11 protein-coding genes are annotated in these 22,919 nt (G+C 55.6%); 6 read left to right on the forward strand and 5 right to left on the reverse strand.

Annotated elements, in window-relative coordinates:
- The first annotated feature begins 125 nt into the window (after nucleotides 1-125).
- On the forward strand, nucleotides 126-1,601 hold the full coding sequence (locus AC07UI_RS04330; protein ID WP_494991317.1) for a hypothetical protein: 1,476 nt from the start codon (nucleotides 126-128) through the stop codon (nucleotides 1,599-1,601).
- Nucleotides 1,602-1,675: 74 nt separating this feature from the next.
- Here AC07UI_RS04330 and AC07UI_RS04335 read toward each other — a convergent pair whose 3' ends face one another.
- The 5 genes from AC07UI_RS04335 to AC07UI_RS04355 form a co-directional block, all read right to left on the reverse strand.
- Nucleotides 1,676-2,779, reverse strand: coding sequence for a fimbrial protein (locus tag AC07UI_RS04335; RefSeq protein ID WP_494991318.1), 1,104 nt, complete (start codon nucleotides 2,777-2,779; stop codon nucleotides 1,676-1,678).
- A gap of 49 nt (nucleotides 2,780-2,828) precedes the next feature.
- Entirely contained in the window at nucleotides 2,829-5,348 is a 2,520-nt protein-coding gene (locus AC07UI_RS04340; RefSeq protein WP_494991319.1) for a fimbria/pilus outer membrane usher protein, read from the reverse strand.
- A 37-nt stretch (nucleotides 5,349-5,385) separates the two neighbouring features.
- A complete protein-coding gene (locus AC07UI_RS04345; protein ID WP_494991320.1) occupies nucleotides 5,386-6,141 on the reverse strand; it encodes a fimbrial biogenesis chaperone in 756 nt (251 codons plus the stop codon).
- Between the two features lie 98 nt (nucleotides 6,142-6,239).
- Nucleotides 6,240-6,788: a fimbrial protein gene (locus tag AC07UI_RS04350; RefSeq protein ID WP_494991321.1), complete on the reverse strand. Its 549-nt coding sequence runs from the start codon at nucleotides 6,786-6,788 to the stop codon at nucleotides 6,240-6,242.
- A gap of 420 nt (nucleotides 6,789-7,208) precedes the next feature.
- Nucleotides 7,209-12,233 (reverse strand): RHS repeat domain-containing protein, encoded by a 5,025-nt coding sequence (locus AC07UI_RS04355; RefSeq protein ID WP_494991322.1) that lies wholly within the window; start codon nucleotides 12,231-12,233, stop codon nucleotides 7,209-7,211.
- A gap of 329 nt (nucleotides 12,234-12,562) precedes the next feature.
- Here AC07UI_RS04355 and AC07UI_RS04360 point away from each other — a divergent pair, with 329 nt between their 5' ends.
- From AC07UI_RS04360 to AC07UI_RS04380, 5 genes are all read left to right on the forward strand, one after another.
- Nucleotides 12,563-14,359: a hypothetical protein gene (locus tag AC07UI_RS04360; RefSeq protein ID WP_494991323.1), complete on the forward strand. Its 1,797-nt coding sequence runs from the start codon at nucleotides 12,563-12,565 to the stop codon at nucleotides 14,357-14,359.
- Between the two features lie 203 nt (nucleotides 14,360-14,562).
- Nucleotides 14,563-16,917, forward strand: a complete 2,355-nt coding sequence (locus AC07UI_RS04365; protein ID WP_494991324.1) for an imidazole glycerol phosphate synthase subunit hisF — start codon at nucleotides 14,563-14,565, stop codon at nucleotides 16,915-16,917.
- Nucleotides 16,918-16,981: 64 nt separating this feature from the next.
- The gene (locus AC07UI_RS04370) at nucleotides 16,982-19,282 is read left to right on the forward strand and encodes a hypothetical protein (protein WP_494991325.1); all 2,301 of its coding nucleotides are present in this window, start codon (nucleotides 16,982-16,984) and stop codon (nucleotides 19,280-19,282) included.
- A gap of 72 nt (nucleotides 19,283-19,354) precedes the next feature.
- Nucleotides 19,355-22,243: a hypothetical protein gene (locus AC07UI_RS04375; RefSeq protein ID WP_494991326.1), complete on the forward strand. Its 2,889-nt coding sequence runs from the start codon at nucleotides 19,355-19,357 to the stop codon at nucleotides 22,241-22,243.
- Nucleotides 22,244-22,335: 92 nt separating this feature from the next.
- Nucleotides 22,336-22,827: a hypothetical protein gene (locus AC07UI_RS04380; protein ID WP_494991327.1), complete on the forward strand. Its 492-nt coding sequence runs from the start codon at nucleotides 22,336-22,338 to the stop codon at nucleotides 22,825-22,827.
- The last annotated feature ends 92 nt before the right edge of the window (nucleotides 22,828-22,919 follow it).

Here is a 22,919-nt window from a genome sequence, read left to right on the forward strand (position 1 = left end):
ACGTCAACGCCTGTCGTTTTGTGGCGTGTGTCTCGGGTAAAAACATGGCGCTGCATTTTTAGAAAACTGGCCGGAATACCATTGAAGGTAATCGTTTCGGCGCGCTACTGAATGAGGGAATCATCATGTCCAGGTATTCCGAATCTTCCAATCAGCCCGCAACCAGCCTTCCTGTTCCCGATGTTATCGGAGTTCTCCCTCCGGTTCCTGACGGTGAAGAGAACCTGTTGCCCAAAGATGCGTGGCTGCGTCCGCTAAGGGTTGAATTTGGTTGGTGGGAAGATCCAGTGTCACTGCCAGACTTCACCGATGTCGTCCAGCTCATCTGGGATGGCGACGAAGCCAATCCCGTTGCTGTAAAACAATATGACTGGAGCAATTATCCAGACCCGCCCCTTGAACTCTGGTTGGAGGTTCCGGTTTCCAAGCTGGATGAAGGAGTTCATACCTTGTATTACCGGCTTTTGCCCTGGAATGGCTCAATGCCGCAATCATCGCTACCGGTAAACGTCACCATCGATAAAACCGCCCCAAGACTGGCACCTTCCAGCCAATTGATTTTCCCTCCCGCCGTTCTCCCGCCTAACCAAGTCACAGATCGGTACCTTCAGGCCAATGATGATCAGCTGAAGGCTGATCTCCCTGCGTATACAACACCCCGGCCCTGGGACCGCATCGAATGGTTCTGGGGGACAGGCGCCGGTGACTTCAATTCAGGCGGAGTCATTGTGCTGGACGATCGAAATTACGCTGATCCCGTGGTGGTAACGATTCCAGGTGACTTGATTCGCGCCCGAGGGGACGGCCAGCGCTTCGTGCAATATCGGGTGCAAGATCGTGCGGGTAACACCAGTACGTATTCGGCTCATGTCCAACTGAGCATTGCCGCCACCCCGATCCCGCGCACGCTCCCTCCGTCAAAGGTCAAGGAAGCTACGGGAGGTGCGTCGAGCGGTGTGCTGAGCCCGAGCAATGCCATTAGTGGTGTAACGGTAGTCATTCCTCCCGAGGCGGTCATCTATGACGGGGAGCCAGTGTTTGTGCAATGGGCCGAGCAGGGCAGTGCAGGGGGGTATCGAACGGACATACCGACACCTGTGGGTTCCCGGGAATACAAAATCCCGAGCGACAAGGTTGCCTTTCACGTAGGGAAATCCCTGCCCGTGCGTTACGAGGTGTTCGAGACCGGCGTCGTGGCCCCCTATATATCGCAGCCGTATACCTTGCGGGTCGAAGCGTTGGGCGGAATGCCCACTGTTCAATGCGACAAGGTGTCGGGCGCAAGGTTGAGTGTAGGGAGCATTGCGGACGGCGGGTACGCCAGTTTCACGCTCGAACGCTGGACCCTCATGTCTACGAACCAGTACATCACCATCAAGGTGATAGGCGTTGGCAGCAATAGCCAGGCGCTCGAGATTCCTGTATTGACGGAGTTTCCTGTCCCGGAAGTGGCGCAAACCATTGCTGTCGGGCGTATTTCAAAGGCTGATCTGCAACGTTTCAAACTCAATGTCGGTTTCGAGGTGCGGGTTAGCGTGAGCTTCGACGGTAAGGAGACCTGGCAGCGCTTTCCATCGTTGACGCCGACACTGGTCGCTTAAGGTTTTCGGGGGGGAGGGGAAGCGGGTTTGCCGGGAACGGCAAACCCGCTTTTTTGTCGTGGGTTACTCGAGGTTTATTTGTAGGTAACGGTGAAGTTCAGCGCACCTTTGGCCAGGCCAGGGCGAACCGCGCTGGTGGGCTCGGTCTGGTAGAAACGGGCGGTGAAATCCAGGACCGTGGTGCCGGGGGAAATCGCGATCAAGGGCACTTCTGTGTTCAATTCCATGGGCGTGATGCCATCGCCTTTGAGTATCTGAATACCCATGCCTTGGGCATCCGAATCGGACGTCAGGCTGAAGATTCCACTGGTCGTGGGGCCGATGGGCACTGATCCCCTGACCCCTTCGAGCTGGATATTGGCGGTTGCAACGAAACCACCACCTGTATCGGTTTCGCAGGAACTTAACGTGATATTGAAAGGCACGAGCGTTGTGGTGTAACCCGGGCCGGTGAAGTCTGCGGCATCCCAGTCGCCGAGCTGAACGGGGTCGGCGCTGACGGGATTGGCGCCGACGGTGCATTGGGCCTGAATAATAGTGCCGCTCAACCCATAACCGAACACCTTGCCCAAATCGGGGAAGTGACCGCTGAACAGCTCGCTGCCATCGAGTGTGTGCGCCCCGACAGGCAAAGGTCCGGTTTTCACCAGCGTGACCCGGTTGCTCAGAGGATTGAGCCGAATGTATGTGAGCAACTGTTTGTCGTTGTACCCGTCATAGGGAACTGTCGGGGTGCCGCCGATGGGAACGAAGGAGTTATCCCCTCGGCCATCGAGCGGAGTGCCCAGTTTGACGCGTACGCCAACGCCCGGAATGTTGGTTTGCAGAATCTTGCCAGTGACATCTTCACCATTGATCGGATCCAGCGGGCCGGGAAACACAGGGGCCGTGGCTCGGGCATTGAACATCAAGTACTGGGTGCCATTATTCAGGCATTCCGCAGTCATGGCCGGGTTGTCCGGTGTGCTCGCGAGCATGTCAACGGTGCCTATGACGGATCCGACGCGGGCGTCCCGAGGGATGTACAAGGTGCCGATGTTGCGTTGATAGTTTTTCACTGTCGACCCGGCGGGGGCCCACCAGCAATCGGCCATCGCCAGGGGCGACAGACAAGTACCGATCAGTAGTGCTCCACACAGTAGTGTTCCACGCAACAGTCGGTGTATCGAAGATTTCATGCTGAATTTCCTGATGGATAGCTGTTGACGCGCACCGTCTTTCCTTTGATCAGAGGCATGTCAGTTCCTGCAATCGGTAGCCCTGTACTTGCTCCATGCTGTCGGGGTCGACGTTCAGTCGGCACTGCGGATCGCTCTGATCACCCCAGCGTACGTCGAGTGTCTGTGGCTCGGCGCCGGTGGAGAGCATCATTTGCCCGGCCTGGCCGACGGTGCCGATGACGGTGCCTGCGCCATCGCTGACCTGTGCGCCGAAAGGCAGTGGCTGGCCTGTGGCGGTGCGGCCAGTGATGACCAGGCGATTGACCGAGCGCGCCGGGAACGTAGCCTTGACCACGGCTCCGCGTCTGGGCACGACCTGAGCGCTGCCATTTTCGATTTCCACCTCGGGACCTAGCTGGTCGGTCTGTAGCACGACGTGATTGACCCGATAAGGGCGCAGATACGGAACGAGGGCGTAGCCACGTTCGTTCGTCTCCACGCCGGTGGCATTCACAACGCCGACCCCGGCGATGTCTGGTACCAGGACCAGTGCACTGGTTTCGCCCAGAGAGGGCCCGACATTGATGCCATCTGCGTGTAGCAACACGGCGCCGCTGGCGTTGATTGACGTGCTGCGGTAATCCCGGCCTTGGGTCAGCCCGGCACCGACGCTGCCAAAGGGCGCCTGATAGCCGACTGAAAGTGCTGCCGCCTGTTGGCGTTTCTCATCGGAGCTCAGGCTGACCCGGTAGTTGAACCGGTTCTCATCGACGCTGCCACCCAGGCTGGCGCGCTGGCTGTAGTGCTCGCCGTTATTCTGAACATCGAAGGTCGCAGTACTTGAGTGACCGAAATCAAGGGGCATCGACACGTTCAGACCGAACTGTCGGTCGGTGCCGTGGGTATTGCTTAGTGATTGCGAGGCGTACAGGTTGTAGCTGACACCCTGGTATTGGGTGTTGAAGTTGAACTGGTACTGACGTTGTTCGTGACTGCTCCCCCAGTAGTCCTGATGTGACAGTGTCAGGCTCACTGCACTGCGACTGCCGAGATGCTGATAGATAGACCCCTCCAGACGACTGCGCCGGCTACCGTAGAACGTCGAGCTGTTGCTGCGTTGGCTGACGGCTTCGTCGAAATCCCGATAGCCTTCGGTGGAGTAGCGATAACCGGCGAAACGCAGATTGGTCCTGGTCGCAAAAGACTTGCCGTATTTCACGGCGTAACTCATGCCTTGGACATTGTGCGTGTCCGGTGCGTCGATGTCGGTGTTCGAGCGGGTAACGTCCAGGGACACGGCGCCGATTGATCCCAGGTCTTTGGCGAGGCCCAGAGTGCCGGCACGATAGAAATCACTGGCCATCAGGCCGCCATACAGTGTTGAGTTCCAGGCCGTGCCCATGGCCAGCGTGCCCTGCCAGAACAACGGATCATCTTGATTGCTCGCCGAGTGGTAGCGCCCCAATGCACCGCTGTAACGCCATACGCCCTCACGCAACAAGTTGCCGATGGTGGCGTAGGGCTGGGTAAAGCGTCGAACCTGGCCATCGGCCTCGGTCAGAACGATTTCCAGCTCGCCGCCACCGCCAATGGTGCTCAGATCGTCGATTTCATACGGGCCAGGGCTGACATAAGTGGAATAGATCGGGTAACCGTTTTGCAGAACTTCCAGTTTGGCGCGGGTTTGTGCCACGCCGCGGATGATCGGTGCATAACCTTGCACGGCATCGGGCAGCATGCCCATGTCTGAATTGATCAAGGCACCTTTGATCGGCACGCTTCTGAACACATCGCTGCCGGTAAAGGTTTCGCCCAAGGTCAGATTGGCATGGGTGCCGGGGAGGTCGCGCTGTGCATAGGTATAGGCACTGGTCCATACACGCTTGCCCTCTACGTCCTGGCGCATCGACTGGTTGCTGCGCAAGCGCCAAGGGCCGAGATTGATGCCGCTGTTCAGGTACAGGTCGTCACTGTTGTTCTTGCCGCCATAGCGGCTGGAGCCTTGCTGCGCCGAGACTTGGTAATTGACGAAAGCGGCGTTGATGCCGTAGTCCCAGCGTTCGGGGTCTACGTGACCAATGACATCACGCCGCATGGCGATCTGTGGAATAGAGATCGCCAGCCGTAGTTTGTTGGCGTCGAAGTCGATCTCGGCACCATGGATCAATACAAACAGATCGACGCAAGAGGCCAGCAATAGCGAGGGGTCGGCCAGTCTGTCGAGCCGTACACCCAGCTGTTCCAATAGCTCGGAGGACAGGCAAGGCAGCAGGCGGTCACTGTCCGGGTCGAATTCGAAGGCAATCTCGCGCTGGCCGAAATAACGCAGATTGATCTGAATATCCACCCAGTAACGTCCAGGCCCCAGTTCGCTACGATTGGCCAGAGCGCTAAGGGCCAGGGCGCCGGCATCGCTGGCGTGCGCCGGGCTTTGGCGCATGAAACCGGATTGGAATTCGACGGGTTGGGTCGCCAGCGCGGGCTTGATTTCAAACAGGATGGCACTGCTGCTGCCGACGAAGAGTAGTTGAGCGAGACGCAGGCGCTTGGGTCTGGCCGCGTACCAGCGCTCGAGTGAAGTAGTCATGGTTATTTTCCTGGCAGTTAATGCAGTGGGCACTGCCTCAAGGGGCCAGTTGAATCGGCACGGTCAATGGCACGCTGTAACCGCCGTAGTCGTTGATCGCCGAGAACACTACCTGCATGCCCTGATGGGGCTTGATGCCGCTCAGGGCGTAGCGCTGGGTGTTGAATGGCTCGACCATGATTGCGTTCTGCACGGGCTGATTCTGGCCCTTGTCGGTCACTTCAAGGCGCACGAAAGAAACGTGGAAAGGGGTCGGATTGTTCACGACCAGATGAGTCTGGCCGCTGGCGTCCTTGATCGACCACTGCAAGTCTTTCAGCCGCGTCATGGGGTTGTCCTTGATCTGGCTGGGGCGATAAAACAGTTTGATGCGGGTACGAAGGGCAATATTCAGGGCATTGCCATCGTTGGCTTCTGCCTGCGGAATTTCCTGCAGATTGAAATAGAACAGTGACTCGCGATCGGCGGGCAGAGTGTTGGGCAAACCGTTGATCTGTACCTGTTGTTCTTTGCCTGGGTTGAGTCGAAACAGCGGCGGCGAAGGGATGAACGGCACAGCAGTGGTGTCGTCGTCGCTGGCCGTATTGACCCAGGTTTGCGCCGCGAAAGGTCGGTCGCTGGGGTTGGCGACGATCAACGAAGTACTGCGCTTGTCGCTGTCGAAGACCACGCGGGTGCCATTGAGCGTCAAGGCCGCCTGGCTGACGGGAATATAAGATGCAAGCATGAATACAGTCATGCAGGCGCCAAGGGTCGGGCGGACAGTGGCCGCCTGCTTGATCAAGCCGAACATAGGTCAGTACCTTCTATCCAGGCAGAAACCTGTGCCTGGACAGCATTGAGAGGCCCCTTGATCGCGAGGTGCGATCAAGGGGCAAGGAGTGGGGGGTATCAGTTGATCGCGACAACGAACTGAACGTCGGCCGAGGCGACGCCAGCCGTCACAGCAGCGGCTGTCGAGCGGTAATAGGCGTTGAAACGCATATCGGTTGGGCCGGTATCTTCGAGGTCGTAATCAGCAGACGCTGCGCCGGGGGCGATCGATGCGCCGGATTTGTCCTTGAGTACGATAACGACATTTCTGGCGCCATCCGCAGTCGGGGTGACCGCGAAGTAATTGCCGCTGATATCGGCAGTACCGTTGAAGGTGACCTTGGCAGTGCTGCCAGTAGTGATGCCGCAGCCTGGAACGCCTGAGACGCGCAAGGCAAAGCTCTTGCCGGCGTATTCCTGGCCGATAGCGGTAAAACGGCTGGCCTCGATGCTGCCCATTTTTACCAGATTACCAATGGTGCCATCTTCCGGGTTGACAACCTCAATCGGGCAGGTGCTGGAGGTGATCTTACCTTCTAAGTTAATGGTGCCGGTATTGGCGAATGCCGAAGTGCCGGCCAGGGTTGCTGCGAGGCCCAGGAAAAGTGCAAGTAAATGTTGTTTCATGATAAATCCTTAGTTGGAGAGAATGTCCGTCATCGCATCGGTTTGATGCCGGGTTTAGTTGTGCTGGTGATATCAGTTAGTTGTGTGGCGGTGTCATGACGGGGCGGGATTTTAGGCGGGTTTTTAGATTTAAAACAGGTTATGGAACCGCAGAAGTGGGGATGCTTGATGTAGGATAATTCTTTATTTTCAATCGTGATTAGACGCGAGCGATAAGCGTTTTTATTGAATCGTTTAGAACTTGAGGTTGATAAGCAATGTTTTTGGCTGTGGGAAATGTGAGTACATATATGTAGGGTTTTTCTTTAGTTCAAAAAAAGCACTGGATTACCATGGTTAATCCAGTGCTTAAAATAGAAAGTATTAATTGATGTTCTGGGCGACTGGAACATAGGCTCTTGTCGCCCTATGGGCGAGAGCTCAACGGCGAGCAGGATGCCTGTTAGAATCTAAAATTGCTTTTGAAGGAACTCCCTCAGCGTTTGCTTTGGCTGTCGCGCCTTTCACTACCCCACTATTAATTATGTTTCCTGCGTCATCGAATTGTAAATTCCCGCGTTTCGTAACTGCTATTGTCAAGTCGTCCAGCATTGGGTTTTTGTGTGCAAACGGTGCAGGTGTCTTCTTCAACCCGGCAGCCGCTTGCCGAATGGAAGCAGTATCCATGACGGGTCTACCAGCAACTGGCACCACTGGTGGAACAGGGGCAGAGACAGCCGGAGTCTGGGTCCCAATGGAGCGGACAGTGGGGCTGACAGGCTGGGTTGTCGGGCGAAAATCTATTGGTGCGTCAGGACGACGGAGAGCTGCCCTGGGTATATTGGCCATACTACTGACCGATGACCTCTTGGCCGTTTCCTTGGTGACAACACCGAGTAACCCCCTCACCCCCTTGTAACCACTATGGACAATCGAAGGCGCCGCTACGGCCATCGCCGCATACCCCAGATATGCCCCCCACTTGGCGGCTTGTTCATCACCGTTGGCGGCCGCGACTGCACTGGCGGCGGTCGATCCAGCGGTAAGGGCTGTACCCACCGCCAGTAGCGTACCCTTGGCGATGATGGGAGCCGTGAGTGGGGTGGCAACGCCAAATGTGGCAATCGTGGCAACGACCCCAACGACAACAAACACGGCGCCCACCGCCACGCCGATCCAGGATTCCCAGCCGCCTCCCTGTTTCATTGCAGGCAGCACGTCCTCATCCGGCCGGCGCAGCCTGCCACTCCATCCGATCGCTTCGTGCCCTGTCGGGTCGCGCAGCGCAATCGGGTTGCCCAGGCAATAGGTATAGGGGTTTACACCGCCGCTGCCAAACGGGCTGAGCGAGTCCGGGCTGTGGAAGCGCATCAGGCCCGGGTTGTAAGCCCGATAACCGCGGCCCAGCAGGTACCAGCCACTGACTTCGTCGCGCACTTCACCGTTGAACGCCAGCAGGCTCTGTAGCATGTTTTCACTGTGGCGTTCGCCATAGGCGCTGTAGACGACCGTGCGCAGGTCGCTTTGTTGGCTTTCACCAATAACGCTGTGGTTCGCGTCGGTCAGTAATAACAATGTTTGTGAGTTGTCTGTGGCTTGTTGTCCGAGGGGTTGGCCGTGGTAGAGAAACTGGGTCTGGCGATCATCCTGAACGATATTGCTCAGTTGTTCGTCCTGATAAAAACGCAAGGTCTGGCTTTCATTGCCTTGTTGTGAGGTGACCAGATGATCGTGGCCGTCATAACGATACTGGCTGACGGACTGGCCCAGGGCATTCTCCACACCCAGCAGACGGTTCTGACTGTCGTAGCTCAGGCGTTGGCCGCGTTCATCGTTGAGTTGGCAACCGTTGAGGTCGTAAGTGAACGTCGGGTCGGCTGTCGCTCTTGCCGGCGTATAGGCAATACCCTGGAGCTGGCAGGGGTCATCGGTCGCGTACGTGAATATCGCCCGCTCGGAGGTACCGTCAGGGAATCTCGTCAGCACGAGCTTGATATTGTCCAGCGCATCGAACGAGAAGATCTGGCTGCTGATCTCCCTGCCTTCACTGTCCCTGGGCAGTGTAGTGCCCTCGCAATTGTGGTTGGTCAGCCGGCCCCGTCGGTCATAGGCGAACGTCTCCTTGAGCAGGCTGATCCCGGCTTGTTGAAGATGTCGACCTTCCAGCAGGCCATCAGGCTGCCAGGTTTGCGCCTGGGTGCGTGGCGGCTGCTGGTTCAGGGTCAGCGTGCGCAGAACTTCACGGCCCTGATCGTCATACTGCAGTTCGGTCACCAGCGTGCTGTCTGCGGTTAGGTCTCTGGTGGTGGTACGCCAGAGTTGGCCCAGGTTGTTGTATTCGAACGCTGCCAGAATCTGGCCTTGATGGATGCTGTTCACCCGTCCGAGGGCATCGTAGTCATAGACGGTGTCCCGCCCGTCGCTGTCCCTTTGCTTCAAGTCGGTTCGTTTGAGCTGGCGGCCTTGCATGGAGCTTGAATAATGGGTCTCCCAGGCTTCCCCTTGTTTATCGACCCAACGTTCGATGCGTAATTGGTTGGAGGTGTCGTAGTCGTACTCGCGAGTACCTTGTTCATTTTGCGCGTGGGTCAGGCGTGAGCTGATCGAGTGATACGTGAAGCCTGCGGTTTCGTCCGGCGCACGACTGCTGATGGGTTGGTCGGTGAGAACCAGGTTGTAGTCGTATTCAATGGACTGATTGGCCGGCGTAATCCTTTCTTTGATCTGCATCTGGCCGGGGTCGTAGGTGAAGCGCTCTGTGCGCTTGCCGGCCGTGGTTCGGGTCAGGCGCTCCAGACCGTCGAACTCTTGTTCACCCACAATAATCGTCTTGCCGTCGCCGTTCACGCTCAGGTCCACGGCTAATTCCGACGTGCTGTGCGGGGCGTAGGTGCGACTGACGATGCTGTCGTCGGGCAGGGTGCTGCTGACCAGGCGCGACCAGGCGTCATACGTGAATCGGGTGATGTATTTCGATGTGTCTTCGTGCTGGGTACAGCGACCCAAGCCGTCGTACAGGTAGGTTTCGGTCGCGATTTCTTCCTGGTCCGCATCCAGGGTACGGACCCGGGAGGGTTTGCCGAACCGGTTGAGCCAGGTTTCGCTCAGGCCGATGATCGTGGGGTTCGGGCCGGCACTCTGGATCCAGCTACGCTGGATCGGTCCTTGCGACGCTGTCGTCCCGATCGGGTCGATGCTCTGGTGGGCTTCGACGCCATCGGCGCCGATCACGCAATTTTGTTGCGCCCAGTCGTCGTAGTGGAGCGTGCTCTTGAGCGCCAGAGGTGCTCCATCCAGCCAGTCGTATTCAGTCTGTTCAGCCAAATCGCCCCAGGCATTGTAAATGGCCGCATAGGTTTGTCGGGTTCGGTCCGGGTTATTGCTATCGACATGGTCGCGCTCCTGGAAAACCAAGCGGCCCAACCCGTCGAGAACACTGCGCGTTCTGATCTGTCTGGCGTTGATGCTGACCTGCTCGGCCTGCTGCCCGAACTGTGTGCTGAGAATGTATTCATAGCGGCGGCTGGCCGTGAAGTCAGTACCAGGGGCGACAATTTCGCTCGTCACTTGACCCAGGACGTCGTACTGGTAGTGGGTTTCAACATCGTCAATGCGGCTTAACAGTTCTTGCGAGGTGATCAACGAGTGTTGGCGAAGGACAGCTTTGCTGACGTCATCGAAATCAGTACTCACGGTTTCCGTGGTTTGTTGCACCGGCACACCCAATTGGCGGCTGACGAACTTGCGGAAGTCATAATCAACGCGGGTGGATTTTTCGTTCAGAGTCGCCGTCTGGCGCGTGACACGGCCATGCAGGAACGCATCACTCGGAGCATTGCTGTGTTCGAACAGCGTACGCTCCAGCTCGGTTTCACCGCTGGTTTGTACCTGCACCAGGGTTTGGCTCTCGACCGTGATCCAGTTTTCCAGTGGGCTGCCGGCCAGCGGCGGTAAGGCCTTGTAGCGATAGCGGGTACGCAATGTCGGGGCGTTGCCGGCAGGCGACGCCGGAGTGACGGTCTGCTCCTTGAGGTGCCGCACAAAGCCCTCGGGGTCGGCCGGACAGCCATCGGCGCCCGCGGCGGGATACCAGATGCAGATTTCGACTACGCCATTGGCCTGGGTCTGCTCCAGCAGGTTACCGAAGTTGTCGTAGGTGCTGCTGACGGTTTCACTGCGCCGGTGGGTCGGATTATCGAGCAGCGACCAGGTGGTTTTGACTTCTTTGGGCAACTGGCAGTACCGGGGCTGCTGGTCGAACGCGACGTTCGGCGTCAGGTAATACGTAGTTTCGACCGTCTCGACCTTGTTGTTCTGGGTGGTCGTTTCGGTGGTCAGCAGGTGGAACTGGTTGAATTTGCGTTCGATTTTTCGGACCGGTTGCGGTTGCGGCGCCGGTACCGATTCGGTAGGTGGATCTGTTACCCACAGGGTTTCGATGCACACATACTCGTAGGCGCCAATGTGTTTGTAGAGGTTGTCGAGACCGTCATTATCCCACGGTACGGAAAGGCCGAAACCCACGAAATTCGTTTCGCTTTTTCCCGGCTCTTCGCTTTTGTAGGTGTACCGAACCTCGATCATCGGCTGGTCGAATCCCGGATACGTCAGATGCTTTGTCACCCGTGGCAGGGCCGAGCGACCGCTACCGGCCGGGAACTGGTGACCGAGGTCTTGATAGGACATTTCCTCACGTCCACCGGTGGGCGTCTCCACCCAGGTCATGCACAGCTGATCGCGGACAAGGGTGTAGCCAAAGCGCCAGGACGCCTGGTTCTCGGTCGGCAGAGTGATCTGGGTCACGCGCTTGTCAGACGCGCCCAAGGTCATGACGAAGCGCGCCAACGGCCCGCCGTCAGGGCCGCCGAACGGCTGCAGCAGTACCTCGACGAAGGTGCTCTGGCGGTCGACCGTCAGCAAGGTCTGGCCCGAATCATCCTTGATCCAGGCCAGTAGCTGGTGAGTGCCGCTGAACGGCTCATAGCCGAGGGTGACCTTGTGCCCCGTGGGCGAATGAATCTCGACCGGCAACGCCACCCGGTTCTGGGCGCTGCCCTGCACCTCAAGGATCTCGACCAGGCCGGACTTGTGCACCACCCGGTAACGGTTGCTGCCTTCCGGATAGAAATGAAAGCTGTCGAGTTTCTTTTCCCGCATCGTCAACTGGCCAGTGACGCTGTCGCTGCCGGTGACCTTGAAGGTTTCGCCGGTGCTCAGCGACAGGATCTGGTTGCCGGGCGTGTATTGCGACAGTTGCAGGTTCCAGCCATGGCCGTAGCCACTGTCCAGAGTATTGAGCGGGCTGTACGCCAGTGCTAGAGCAAAGCCCGGGCCGCGCAAGTCATTGGTTTGAATCTCGGGAAAGTTGATCGCTACTGTATATAAACCGGTGCGCGGGTCAACGCCATTCTTCATTGAACTCATGAAGTTAAGCGCGTTGGAGTGTACGGAGCTGGCGACAGTCATTGATATGAACCTCTTTGACGGTTAAATAAGAAAAGCCGGTAGTCGGAACGCAAGTGGGTATCAATAACGTCAGCGTCTACCACCGCTGAATTCAAGCGGGCTGTAATAATAAAGAAGCCGATAAAACGGGTGTTGACCTGCATCCAGTGAATCAATACAGGCATTCAATGGAGACAATAACAGCGGTGCGATGCCGCGTAACCTAGCAGTTCTGATAGTAGGCAGGTTGTCAGTTAAGGCGTAAAAAATAGCCATCGATAACAGTCAAATTTTTTGCTGTACCAGTGAATTAACTGGCGCCAAGACGTGCAAATAAGGGAGTCCAAGTAATGGCTATTGCGCTACCCCCGCCGAAGGTTCCCGGCTTAGGACCGGATAACGCGATTGATCTGGATGATTTAGGCAGTGCGGACCTTGAAACCTACATTGACTATCCCGGGATAGCAGAAGGCGATCAATTCTGGCCCAATTGGCGTGGATGCGGACCGCTCGGCGATGTCGTCGACCAATTTGAAAACCTGGTGACGATAAACCCCGGTGATTTGCGACCCGAAGGCATGCCGATCAGCATCGCCAACGATCTGCTTGTAACCCTGGATCAGGGCTGGGTGTTTTACTCGTACCAGATGGACGATCCGTCTCAACCGGATAATCGGGGAGAGGAATCGCTGCGCCGGTTTTTCTATGTGGGCAAACGACCGTCGATGACGACGCAGTTACTGCCGGCGCCTCAGTTCAAGGAGTCCCATGATCTGTGTGTGGATCTGTCGCTGGTGGAGGCTGGGGGAGCGACCATCGTGACGTTGCCTTATCAGGCGATGTCGGCAGGCGATGTGGTGACGTTTACCATGAAGATGTTTTTTTATGACGGTTTTCCCTGGGACGACTTCATCCGCACGAAGACCTTGACGGAACTCGACATCGGGCAACCGCTGCAATGGACAGTGCCACGTAACGAGCTGGAAATCATTGACGGGGGCTCCGTGCAGCTGAGCTACGGCATCGTCTATGCCACCCCGACGGTCTCCACTCCCTCAGCTGAACAAACATTGCGCATCGTTACACCGGTGACCTCATTGCTGCCGCCCCTTGAAATCAAGGGCTTTAGTGGCGACATGCTCGACCCCGAGGCGCATCCCGATGGCATCACGCTGAGCATCAAACTGTATCCAGGCATCTCGGTGGGCGATGACCTGGTGGTGTACGCCTTGGGCGACACGCGCGTGATAAAGGTATTGCGGGTTGATCCGTCGACGATTGATGGCGAAATACTTGAAATCCACCTTGAGTACGAATGGTTAGCGGCCAACAACGGCAAACTGGTGAGCCTGATGTATCAGTATGCCCGGGTCGGCAGTGCAGGCACCTCGAAGCCGTTGTCGCTGATGTTGCGCGTGCCCCTGTATTTGCCACATCCCATTGTCGAAGGGGTGATACCGGATGGCGATCCAGATGAGTACAAAGGTTATTTGCTGGCCCGGAGTACCACCGGGGGCGTCTACATCAGAATTCCGGACGACGCGGTGATTGGTGCAGACGATGGGGTTCAGATGATCTGGGAAGGCTACGGTCACTTGGGGAATTACATCGCTGACCCTACGGCGGGTAACCCGAGACGCTTCTATATTCCGCCACAGTTTGTACCCGCGAACCTGGGTAAACGCCTGCGGGTGTTTTATCGAGTCACCCCGCCAGGGGAAGAGCCCTTTCTTTCGAAGGTTTACAACCTGGAAATCAAGGATATGGAGAGCGGCTGGCCGACCCTCCAGATTGAAACTCCCGTTTCGCCGGGCAACAGAGTTTCTTTGGCTACTGTCCCCCCTGACGGTGTGACCTTTCGCCTGGGGTCATGGACGTTCATGGCAGAAGGCCAACGGGTGAAGATATACGCGAAGGGCCTTCTGTCGGATGACGACAAAGAAGAGATCATTAACTTGCGCGAAGGCGAAGACGAGGAGGTCACCGAAGATGAGTTTTACGCCGGGGAACTGTATTCGAAATTGCGTCGGGACTTTCTGGAACGTTTGAAAGTCGGTCTGCAATTCGATGTATTCGTTGAAACCAGTTTCGATGAGGGTTTCAGTTATAAGGCGTTTCCGATGATATCGCCGCAACTGATCGCGTAACCCATGGCGGGCAGTTATCCATAGGTGCTGAGGTAAAAATTATTCCGCGTGGTTCATCTCCGTCGTCTTTGACGTGGGTGCAAGATGAATCACGCCTGTGGTTGGTCTTTTACAACGACTTAATGCATGAAACGAAGGGATGCCAAACATAAAAAGTCAGTTCGCGTTCATTATCTATGTACCTATCAAATGGAGCCACTATCATGGCCGGTAATTCGTTGAAAGATTTGTTGGCGTGGATGAAAGGTAACTCGCGCATGTTGGGTTGGGGGCTCGTGGTTGCCATGGAGCGACGCAAGACGAATTTACTGTTGCTCCAGGAATATATCAGCCGTTTCGACACAGGCAGCTACTTGCCGCCCATCCGGGGTGAAGTACCGATTGTCGAAAATCAGTGGCTGGAATTTGTCCATGATTTCGTGATGGATGTGCCGGTGCTGTCGTTTGAAAATGCTGATCTCAATGACTCCAAGGCCATGTTGACCATGGCCGTCATGGGCGGCAGCCAAATAACCCTTAAGAAAGAGAGCGTTGGATGGAAAGCCGTTAAAGTTGACGAGATCGACCCTCTACAAGGACCGAAGTTATATCTGGATCTGCTGCTGAATGAGGTGCCAGGGGATGTTGATGTCGATGGCCGAGTCATACTGGATTTGAGCAAAAGCGATAACTTCAGGTTGACCTTTGGGCAAACACAACATGAGCAACGGATGGGCGGTGATTTCTTCAAGGACTTGTTCAATCAACTGCCGGATGAGAAGCGTATTTATCCGCTGGGCAAGATTGAGCGCGGAACGCAAGAGCTGATGCATCCGCAGTCTTTTGCTTTGCGGACCCAGGCGAGCGGCGCGGCGGCTCGGGACCCCGAGTCTCCTGAATACGGTGATGGCGCTGTGCTTGCGCTGGTAAGGATGGAGGGGCGCGCTGGAGGAAATATTCCAGGCGCAAACTACAAGTATTTGATTCCTGATGATCAGGGGAAGGATTACTCGGCGACTGTGCTGTTTGATTCTGGGCAAACAATGAAAGCGGCACTCTTGAATGAAGTTGAAGCATTTATCCAAAGTCATGAGTTTGACTATACGTATGATCAAAATGACGAATTAATAGCAGTGAGTTCAACGTCTGGCGTAGTGGTAGTTCCCGAGTACGACGGTACAACGTCTGAAACGCTACCGGATGGCTCCGTAATTGATATAGGTCTTAAAATTGGAGAAGTGTCTTTTCCAGCTGGCACTTCGTATCCGTTGAATGTTGAATTTACGACCGATAAAGCTTCTGTTCATTGGACGTCAAGTGCTGTTGCGGAGTGTGTTAGCACTACGAAAGACAAAGAACCTTTTCTTTTTTTGGTGCCATACAAAATCGTGCTGGAGACGGAATATGAGTTTGTTGAGACGGATGAAGGTATGTTTTGGCGGCAAACTAAATTCGACTTTCGCCCTTATATCGACATTGTTCCATCGGAAAATTTTGTTAGTGGCAAAGCACTTTCATTTTGGATGACGATTATAGTAGTCCTCATGGCTATGCTCTTCACGGCTCTTACTAAAGTATTTATTGACAATTGTAAACGATATTTTACCGAAGATATACTTCCGGGCGCATCGGTAACGGAAAGTATCAATGAAATTATCAAGCTGAACTTCGGCCAGGCCATACAAGGCAACGAAATCTACGCCCCTCACGACATCGGTTTCTTCGGCCGCATCAACCCCACCCAGACGTCTTTCGTGGTCAGCCCGATGCAACCGCTGATCAAGCAGGGTGGCACGCTGCAATTCACCACTGACCCTGTCGTGACAGGCGTGCAATGGAAGGTCGAAAACCTGGTTGAAGGGCCGGGTAACCCAGGAACCATCAACAACAGTGGCATGTACCAGGCCCCAGCCGCCGCTTCGATCTCTGGGCGCTTCACCCGGGTTCGAGTCACCGCAACGGCCCCGGACCGCGGGTACCACAGCTCGGCCCTGGTAACGGTGGTGGTCAGCGAGCTGTCCGTCCACCCCTTGATCCAGATCTGCGATATCGGCGCCACGGTCGAACTGGCGGCCGGTCTTCTGGGCGAGGGCACGCTCAGTTGGTCGATCAAGAATCCGGTGTCGGGTGAAAGCGGCGAGGTGAGGCGCAGCGACAAACCCGATGGTGATCATACCTATCACCACGGGCCGGTCGTGAGCACTAAAACCTATGTGATCGATGAGATAGAAGTTAAAAAAACCGGGACGAATGAAACACGCTCGGTGCATGTTCTGGCGTTGCAGAAAGCACCCGGGCTTACGGTGGAAATACTCAGCACTGACGTAGCGCAAGGGCGCGTACAACTGCAGGCCATTGTCAATGGTAATGCGATGGCCGCCGAATGGAGCCTTCCTTTGGGCGGCCCAGGTTCGATTGATCAAACAGGCCGCTATCAATCGGCCGCAACGGCCACCGAACGATTCGCGCTGATTTTTGCAGTGGTGGACGGTGGTGCATTTGGCACGTTCGAAGGCCATCTGATTTTGCCTCTGCCCCTGGTCGAGCTGCCGCAACTGCTTGAAAAGTTGAGTGAGTGAATAGCGAACATCGAGCAAACAACTTCGTGTTCATTGTGTATGTACCTGTCAATTGGAGACTGTCATGGCCGGTAATTCGTTGGAAAGTTTGTTGGCGTGGATGAAAGACCGCTCCCAGATGAGGGGGTGGGACCTCATTGTTGCGCTGGAAGGACGCCAGACCAATCTTGGCTTACAGCAAAACCACATCATTCGATTGAGTCAGGGCACTGATTTGGGGAATATCTCGGGTTCCTTTGATATTCCAGAGACCAATATTACCCATTACCTGTCAGGTTTCAGTCTGGCTGCACCGGCGCTGTCCTTTGAGCACGCTTCCCTTCAGAGTGCAAAGACAGCCTTGAGCGTGGCGGTGGTCGGGGGCACCCAGATGACGGTGGAAACCGTCCAGGGCCAAAAAAACATCACCCGCCTCAGCGCCCTCGATCCACTGGACGGCTCGCACCTGACGCTGGACCTGCCCATCGGCGCGGATTCGCGAAGTGTTCACTTGGACCTGGCGAACAGCGAGGACGTGTTGCTGACTTTGTTCAACACGCCAAATGAACAACGTGAAGCAGGGAAGCTTTTCAAGGACTGGTTCGAGACACTGGACAACGACTCGCGGGTTTACACCTTGGGTACGTTCCCGGGTGAGGGCAATCCGTTGATGCTCACCCGCAGCATCGATGTTCGAACCCAGGCTCGCGACGGGCAGGAGCTGTCACCGCAAGCCCTCAACGAAAACGGTGCCGTGCTCTTGTTCGCGAGCATGGTGGATGGCAGCTTGGGTGATTTACCTGGGGATGGTTCGGGTTTCAGGTACTTGATTCCCGATGATGATGCGCAAAACACTTACTCGGCGACGGCGCTGTTTTCCTCAGGATTGATCCACCGCGCTGCGTTCGGTCATGCCGTCCTGCAGCTACTCGATAATGCTGAATTCGAGCGCATCCTCGACGAAGAGGGCTCATTGACAAGAATGGTGGCCAAGCGCGGTGTCCTGCAGGCAACGGCAGGCACTTACCAGAGCCTTGACTATCAGTTCGAGTCCGAGGCCTTCAGCCTTCCGGCCACGGAAGGGGCATTGCCGCTAACCGTGGAGTTTGCTCCGCGCGAAGTGATTCAACGCTGGCACAGCACCTTCACACTACCGTTTAGATATCGCCCCGTAGGGGGCACAAACTGGAACACCTATACAGCCACCTTCAACATCAACCTGCAACACAAGTTCCACTTGTCGGCGGATGAATCCGGTGTTTCGGCGATGGAAGGTGAATTGTTCGTGCCGTATGGCAATAGTCAAGAGGTGAGCCACGTCTCCGGGCTTCCTGGCACGATTGGGTCCGCCGAACTGGAGCAGATCAAGGACTTCGTCGCGTTCACCGTCAAGCGGGCACTACTTGAGTCGTTCTCCAATACGCTGACGACAACAGCGTCCGACACTTTTGTGAAGGGCGTCGATATCGTGGGCGGCAGTACCTTGCATCCGTCCCACGTTGCCTTGCCCCTTGACCTGGCAATGTTTGGCCAGCTCCAGTCGGCCGGTTCGTCATTCTCGATTGTCCAGCCGCAACGCCCGATAGCGGCCGGCAAGCTTCTGCAATTGACCACGGATCCTGTGCGCACTGATCTGCGTTGGGCAGTGGAAAACCTTTCGGGGGGCGGCAACCCGGGCACAATTGAGGAACAAATAGGCCTGTATCGAGCACCACCTGCCCATTCGATGACCGATACCTACAGCCAGGTATTGGCCGTTGCCACTGACAGGCTCACAGGCGAGAAAAGTGCAGCATTGATCAGGGTCCAGGCGAACCCGATTACCATCAATCCGCTGATTCAGACGTGTTATTACGGCCAGCAGGTCGAGTTGTCGGCGGGTCAGCTGGATGGGAGCGAGCTGAGCTGGTCGATCAAGAACCCTGTTCCGGGCGAAAGTGGTGAGCTGGTGGCCAGTGATAAACCTGGCGGTGATCACACTTACATCGCCGGCCCACAGGTTCCAAGAAAAACCTATGTGCTCGATGAAGTGGAAGTAAAAGACAGTCAGGGTCAAACCCGATCGACCTATGTTCTGGTGCTGCAGAGAGAACCCGGAGCCACGATAAAGCCTGTCGAGAATTCAAATCTGCCAGACGGCCAGATTCAATTGCAGGCCTTTGTGAACGGTAACCCTATCGAGGGCCAATGGTCCCTCCGGCTCGACGGGCCGGGATCGATCGATCCTTTCACAGGTATATACAGCGACAACCCCGGGGCCAAAGAGCGGTTCGTTCTGATTACTGTGTTGGTGGACGGTGGTGAATTTGGCGAGTTTGAAGGCCATATTGTACTGCCACTACCGCTCACTGATTTTCCCACCGTACTGAGTGCACTGGCCAAATAACGATTTGGTTTAACTGAAGTAATACCTGGATTTTTTTTGCTTTGTTTTTTAAACAAGGGCGAGGGCGCTATCATGTCTGTTAATTCGCTGAAAGGTTTGCTGGAACGTATGAGTAAGGGTTCGGTCACCCAAGGCTGGGGTGCTGTTTCGACCTTCAGTCGCAGCCGGCTCAATCGTTTGCTGGAACAACAATATATTGAAAAATTCAACGGTCAAAATTTCCTGCCTCCTGTCAAGGGGCATATGGTTTTAAATGAGGCGGGGAATGATTACGTTGAGTTGAAAAACATTGCACTCGGCCAACCATTGCTGTCGTTCAATACCGCCTCACTGACTAACTCCACCGCGGTGTTGACAATGAACATCGTGGCCGGTGGTTATACCGCGTGGCGTCAAAGTCCCGGTGCTTCGAAAAAACTGCTGACGGCATTCACTGTCACCGAGCAGCAGGGTTTTAAACTGGAAATGGATATTGACCTGTCCCTGGTGGTCGGAGAAGTCGACAAGCAGGGCAAGGTGAAGTTGAACTTGTCCCAAGGGGCCAATTTCCGGTGCAATCTGGCGGGTAATGACGAGCAGGCGAATAGCCGGTTGGCTGCATTCTTTAAACAAAGCTTCGAGGACTTGCCGGCGCATCGAAGTGTCTTTCAATTGGGGATGCTTGAACTCAAAGGCTACAACCACCTGACACCTGCCTCGTTTCGTATTCTCACCCAGGCGGCGCCAGGTGCGAAGGTCAGGGGCGCGTTGAACTATGGTGACGGTGGCGTGGTGATTTTCATCCGGCTGCGAGGTAATGCGGCCGATGGGCGCTTTCCGCCGGATGACAACTTCCCTTATTTGATCCCGGATGATCAGGAGTCAGATGGCAGCGATCGCTATTCGGCTTCATTGGTTCTCTCCGAATCGATGATTCGTTATGTCGAGAACAATCAGCTGGATGTGCTCAATAACTTGCTTTTTCCCGGCGATAACGTTTTCGAAGAGCGTGAGCGACATGTGCCTCGCGACTTGGCGGTGTTCGGCAATATCAACGCGAAGCAGACCCGCATCGCTCTGGAACCCGCCTTCAAGACCCTCAAGGCTGGAGACACACAACGCTTCACGCTACGTGACTGGAAGGGTAATGCGATTCAGGCCAGCAGCTGGCGAGCGGTCAGCTTGCAGAGTCATACCGTCGCAGGACATGGCACGATTGCCAATGGACTGTACACCGCTGCCTCGAAAGCCCTTATCGGGCATGAGTCGCTGCATGTGGTGGTGACCGCCGAATACATCAATGCGGGTATTACCTACACCGCTTCGGCTCTGCTATTGGTGGCGTACGACAGCATGGTGGTTGCGCCGCGAGTGGGTACCTATCCGACTGGCGTGCAATCACAGCCCATTGTATTGACGGCATCGACCCTGAACGATGCTGGCGTGACCTGGGCATTGCGTGCGCCCGAGTATGGCGCGCTGGTGCAGAACGGTAATCAGGGCGCGTTCACCCCCGACGCCCGCGCAAGAGCTAAAGGCCTGGCTATTCAGCAGGTTGATGCCATGGGCGCCGAGACCATGCACTCATCGTTGCTGCTGGTGAATGCACAGCAACTGCTGCGGATCAATCCTGCTTATATTCCGGCGGTCAGCAAATCCGCGGAGGTACAACTGACGCAGGATGCCACGTTGTTGCCGGGCGTCCCCAGACGCTGGAAGGTCATTAGCGGGGGAGGCACTGTCGACGCTACCGGGCTGTTCAAGGCACCCGCGCAGGGCACGACGTCCAGCAGCGTCGTGCAATGCGAAATCGTGCGTAATGGCGTGGTTTTCTCCAGTGGCTACAGCGTTGTCGATTTTTCCGAACTGGAAGTCGAGCCCGGCTGGAGACAGCTTTCGCAGTTCACCATCAAGGTGCCGGGTGGGCTTGATCAGGGGCGCCTTGGCTCGCTGTATACCAATGGCTATCAACAAGTCAGGGCTCAGATTCTCGTCGAGACAGTCCCGGTTGACGGTGTTGCCTATCCGCTCAGCGTGATTGAAAAGGCCAGCATGCGGCTGGTGGACGAATACTCGAAAGCCGAAATTCAATTTGTGGATGACGCCCTTGACGGTATTCCAGAAGCAGATGACCAAGTGTGGCGCACCCGTTTGATCTCCAATCGCTTCGAACTGGCCGTTCCCAGGGCTGCGGAACCGGATAACCCAATCACTGCCGCCCTGGCCATCAGTCTGCAGGATGTTTACCTCCATACCCGGGAGAGAGCAGGCGCGGCGGCAACCTTTCATGTGACGTTCCAGGCGGACAGTGACGACAGATGGTGGAAATCGACTGAGATAACCGACATCAACAACAAGATCGATATCACGCCGCTGGCCATTCCTGATTTCCAACCAGCCGACTACACCTTCGAGCGGGTAAGAGTTGACGGAGGGTCGGGCGGCCCGGGTGATCCGGAAGACGATGATTTTGACTTCCATTTGCGTACGGTCGATTACTGGAAGTTGCGATATACGGGTGTCCCCGGGGCACCTGGGACGACGTTTGAGACGATGGAGTTGATGTCTATTAACGGAAACGAGATCAATACCTCGACTATTCGTTGGGAGAGCGAGCAACTGGCTGAAACGATGTTCAGTTGGACGGGGTATGTTTTTCAGGATCCGCACAAGGCCGATGATACGAAGAAAGTGCAGTTTGATCAGGTCGTCAAGGATGTAGTGAAGTCAGAGTCACTCGATGTGAACGTTAATCAGTCGGTGTTTGAAAAAGGACTGCTGGTCATCAGTTTGCACCGTTCCGATCGCGTGAAATATGTGAGGCCAACGGATCCTTCGCGAAGCAAGTTGTCGCGGGATTTGGCAGTCGTGCTGATTGATAAACGTGGGAATGCGCATAAACGGCGAATCTCTTTCCTCCCTTCCGGCGTGTACGGTAGCCGCAATAAGTTGCAGCATACACTGTTTACCCCCACCGCCTGACGGGGCTGTCTGACAAACACTTCTGGTGCCCGGTATTTACGGGCGTCAGAAGCGCCTGGACAATGAATTAATCAATGTAAAGGAGTGGTGTCATGAAAATTTTTAAAGTGTTTGCAGTAGGTTTGATGATTGCAGCCTGCGGACTTCCCGCGGCATACGGCGCTACGCAAGCTGCAGCGGATATGCCGGACGGGGTTATTGCGTTCGCTGAGAAATATGAGAACGGCGCGCCCGGAGGCGATCAATGTTCGATCGCTGCCATAACGGGTTACTATAATATGAATTATCATGGCTGCAAGAATGATCAAATGACTTATTTTCGCCTTGACAATGTTCCGTCGGCTACGACGTTCAAATTGGAGTCGGAGAAATGTAGTGGGGGGTCACATCGTTGGTATTTTTTGGTGAAGAGCTATATTCATCCTACTACGACGGCGTGGGTGTCCATAATGGACCTCGCTAGTAAAAGCGTAGGTGATATTGTGACAAAGGGAATGATTCTGGTCGACAAATACGATGATGGTGGTGTGCCGCACAAAGGAAAGTTGAGCTGCCTCAATATTGTTCGTTCGCAGTTGCCTTGAGGGAAGTTGATTAGTTCATGGTTTTTTAAGGTTCAATAACTGTTATAGGTGGCCAGTGAACATTGTTCGCTCGCCACGCATACGCGAGGCTT

Source organism: Pseudomonas sp. GW821-FHT04C07, assembly GCF_059420325.1.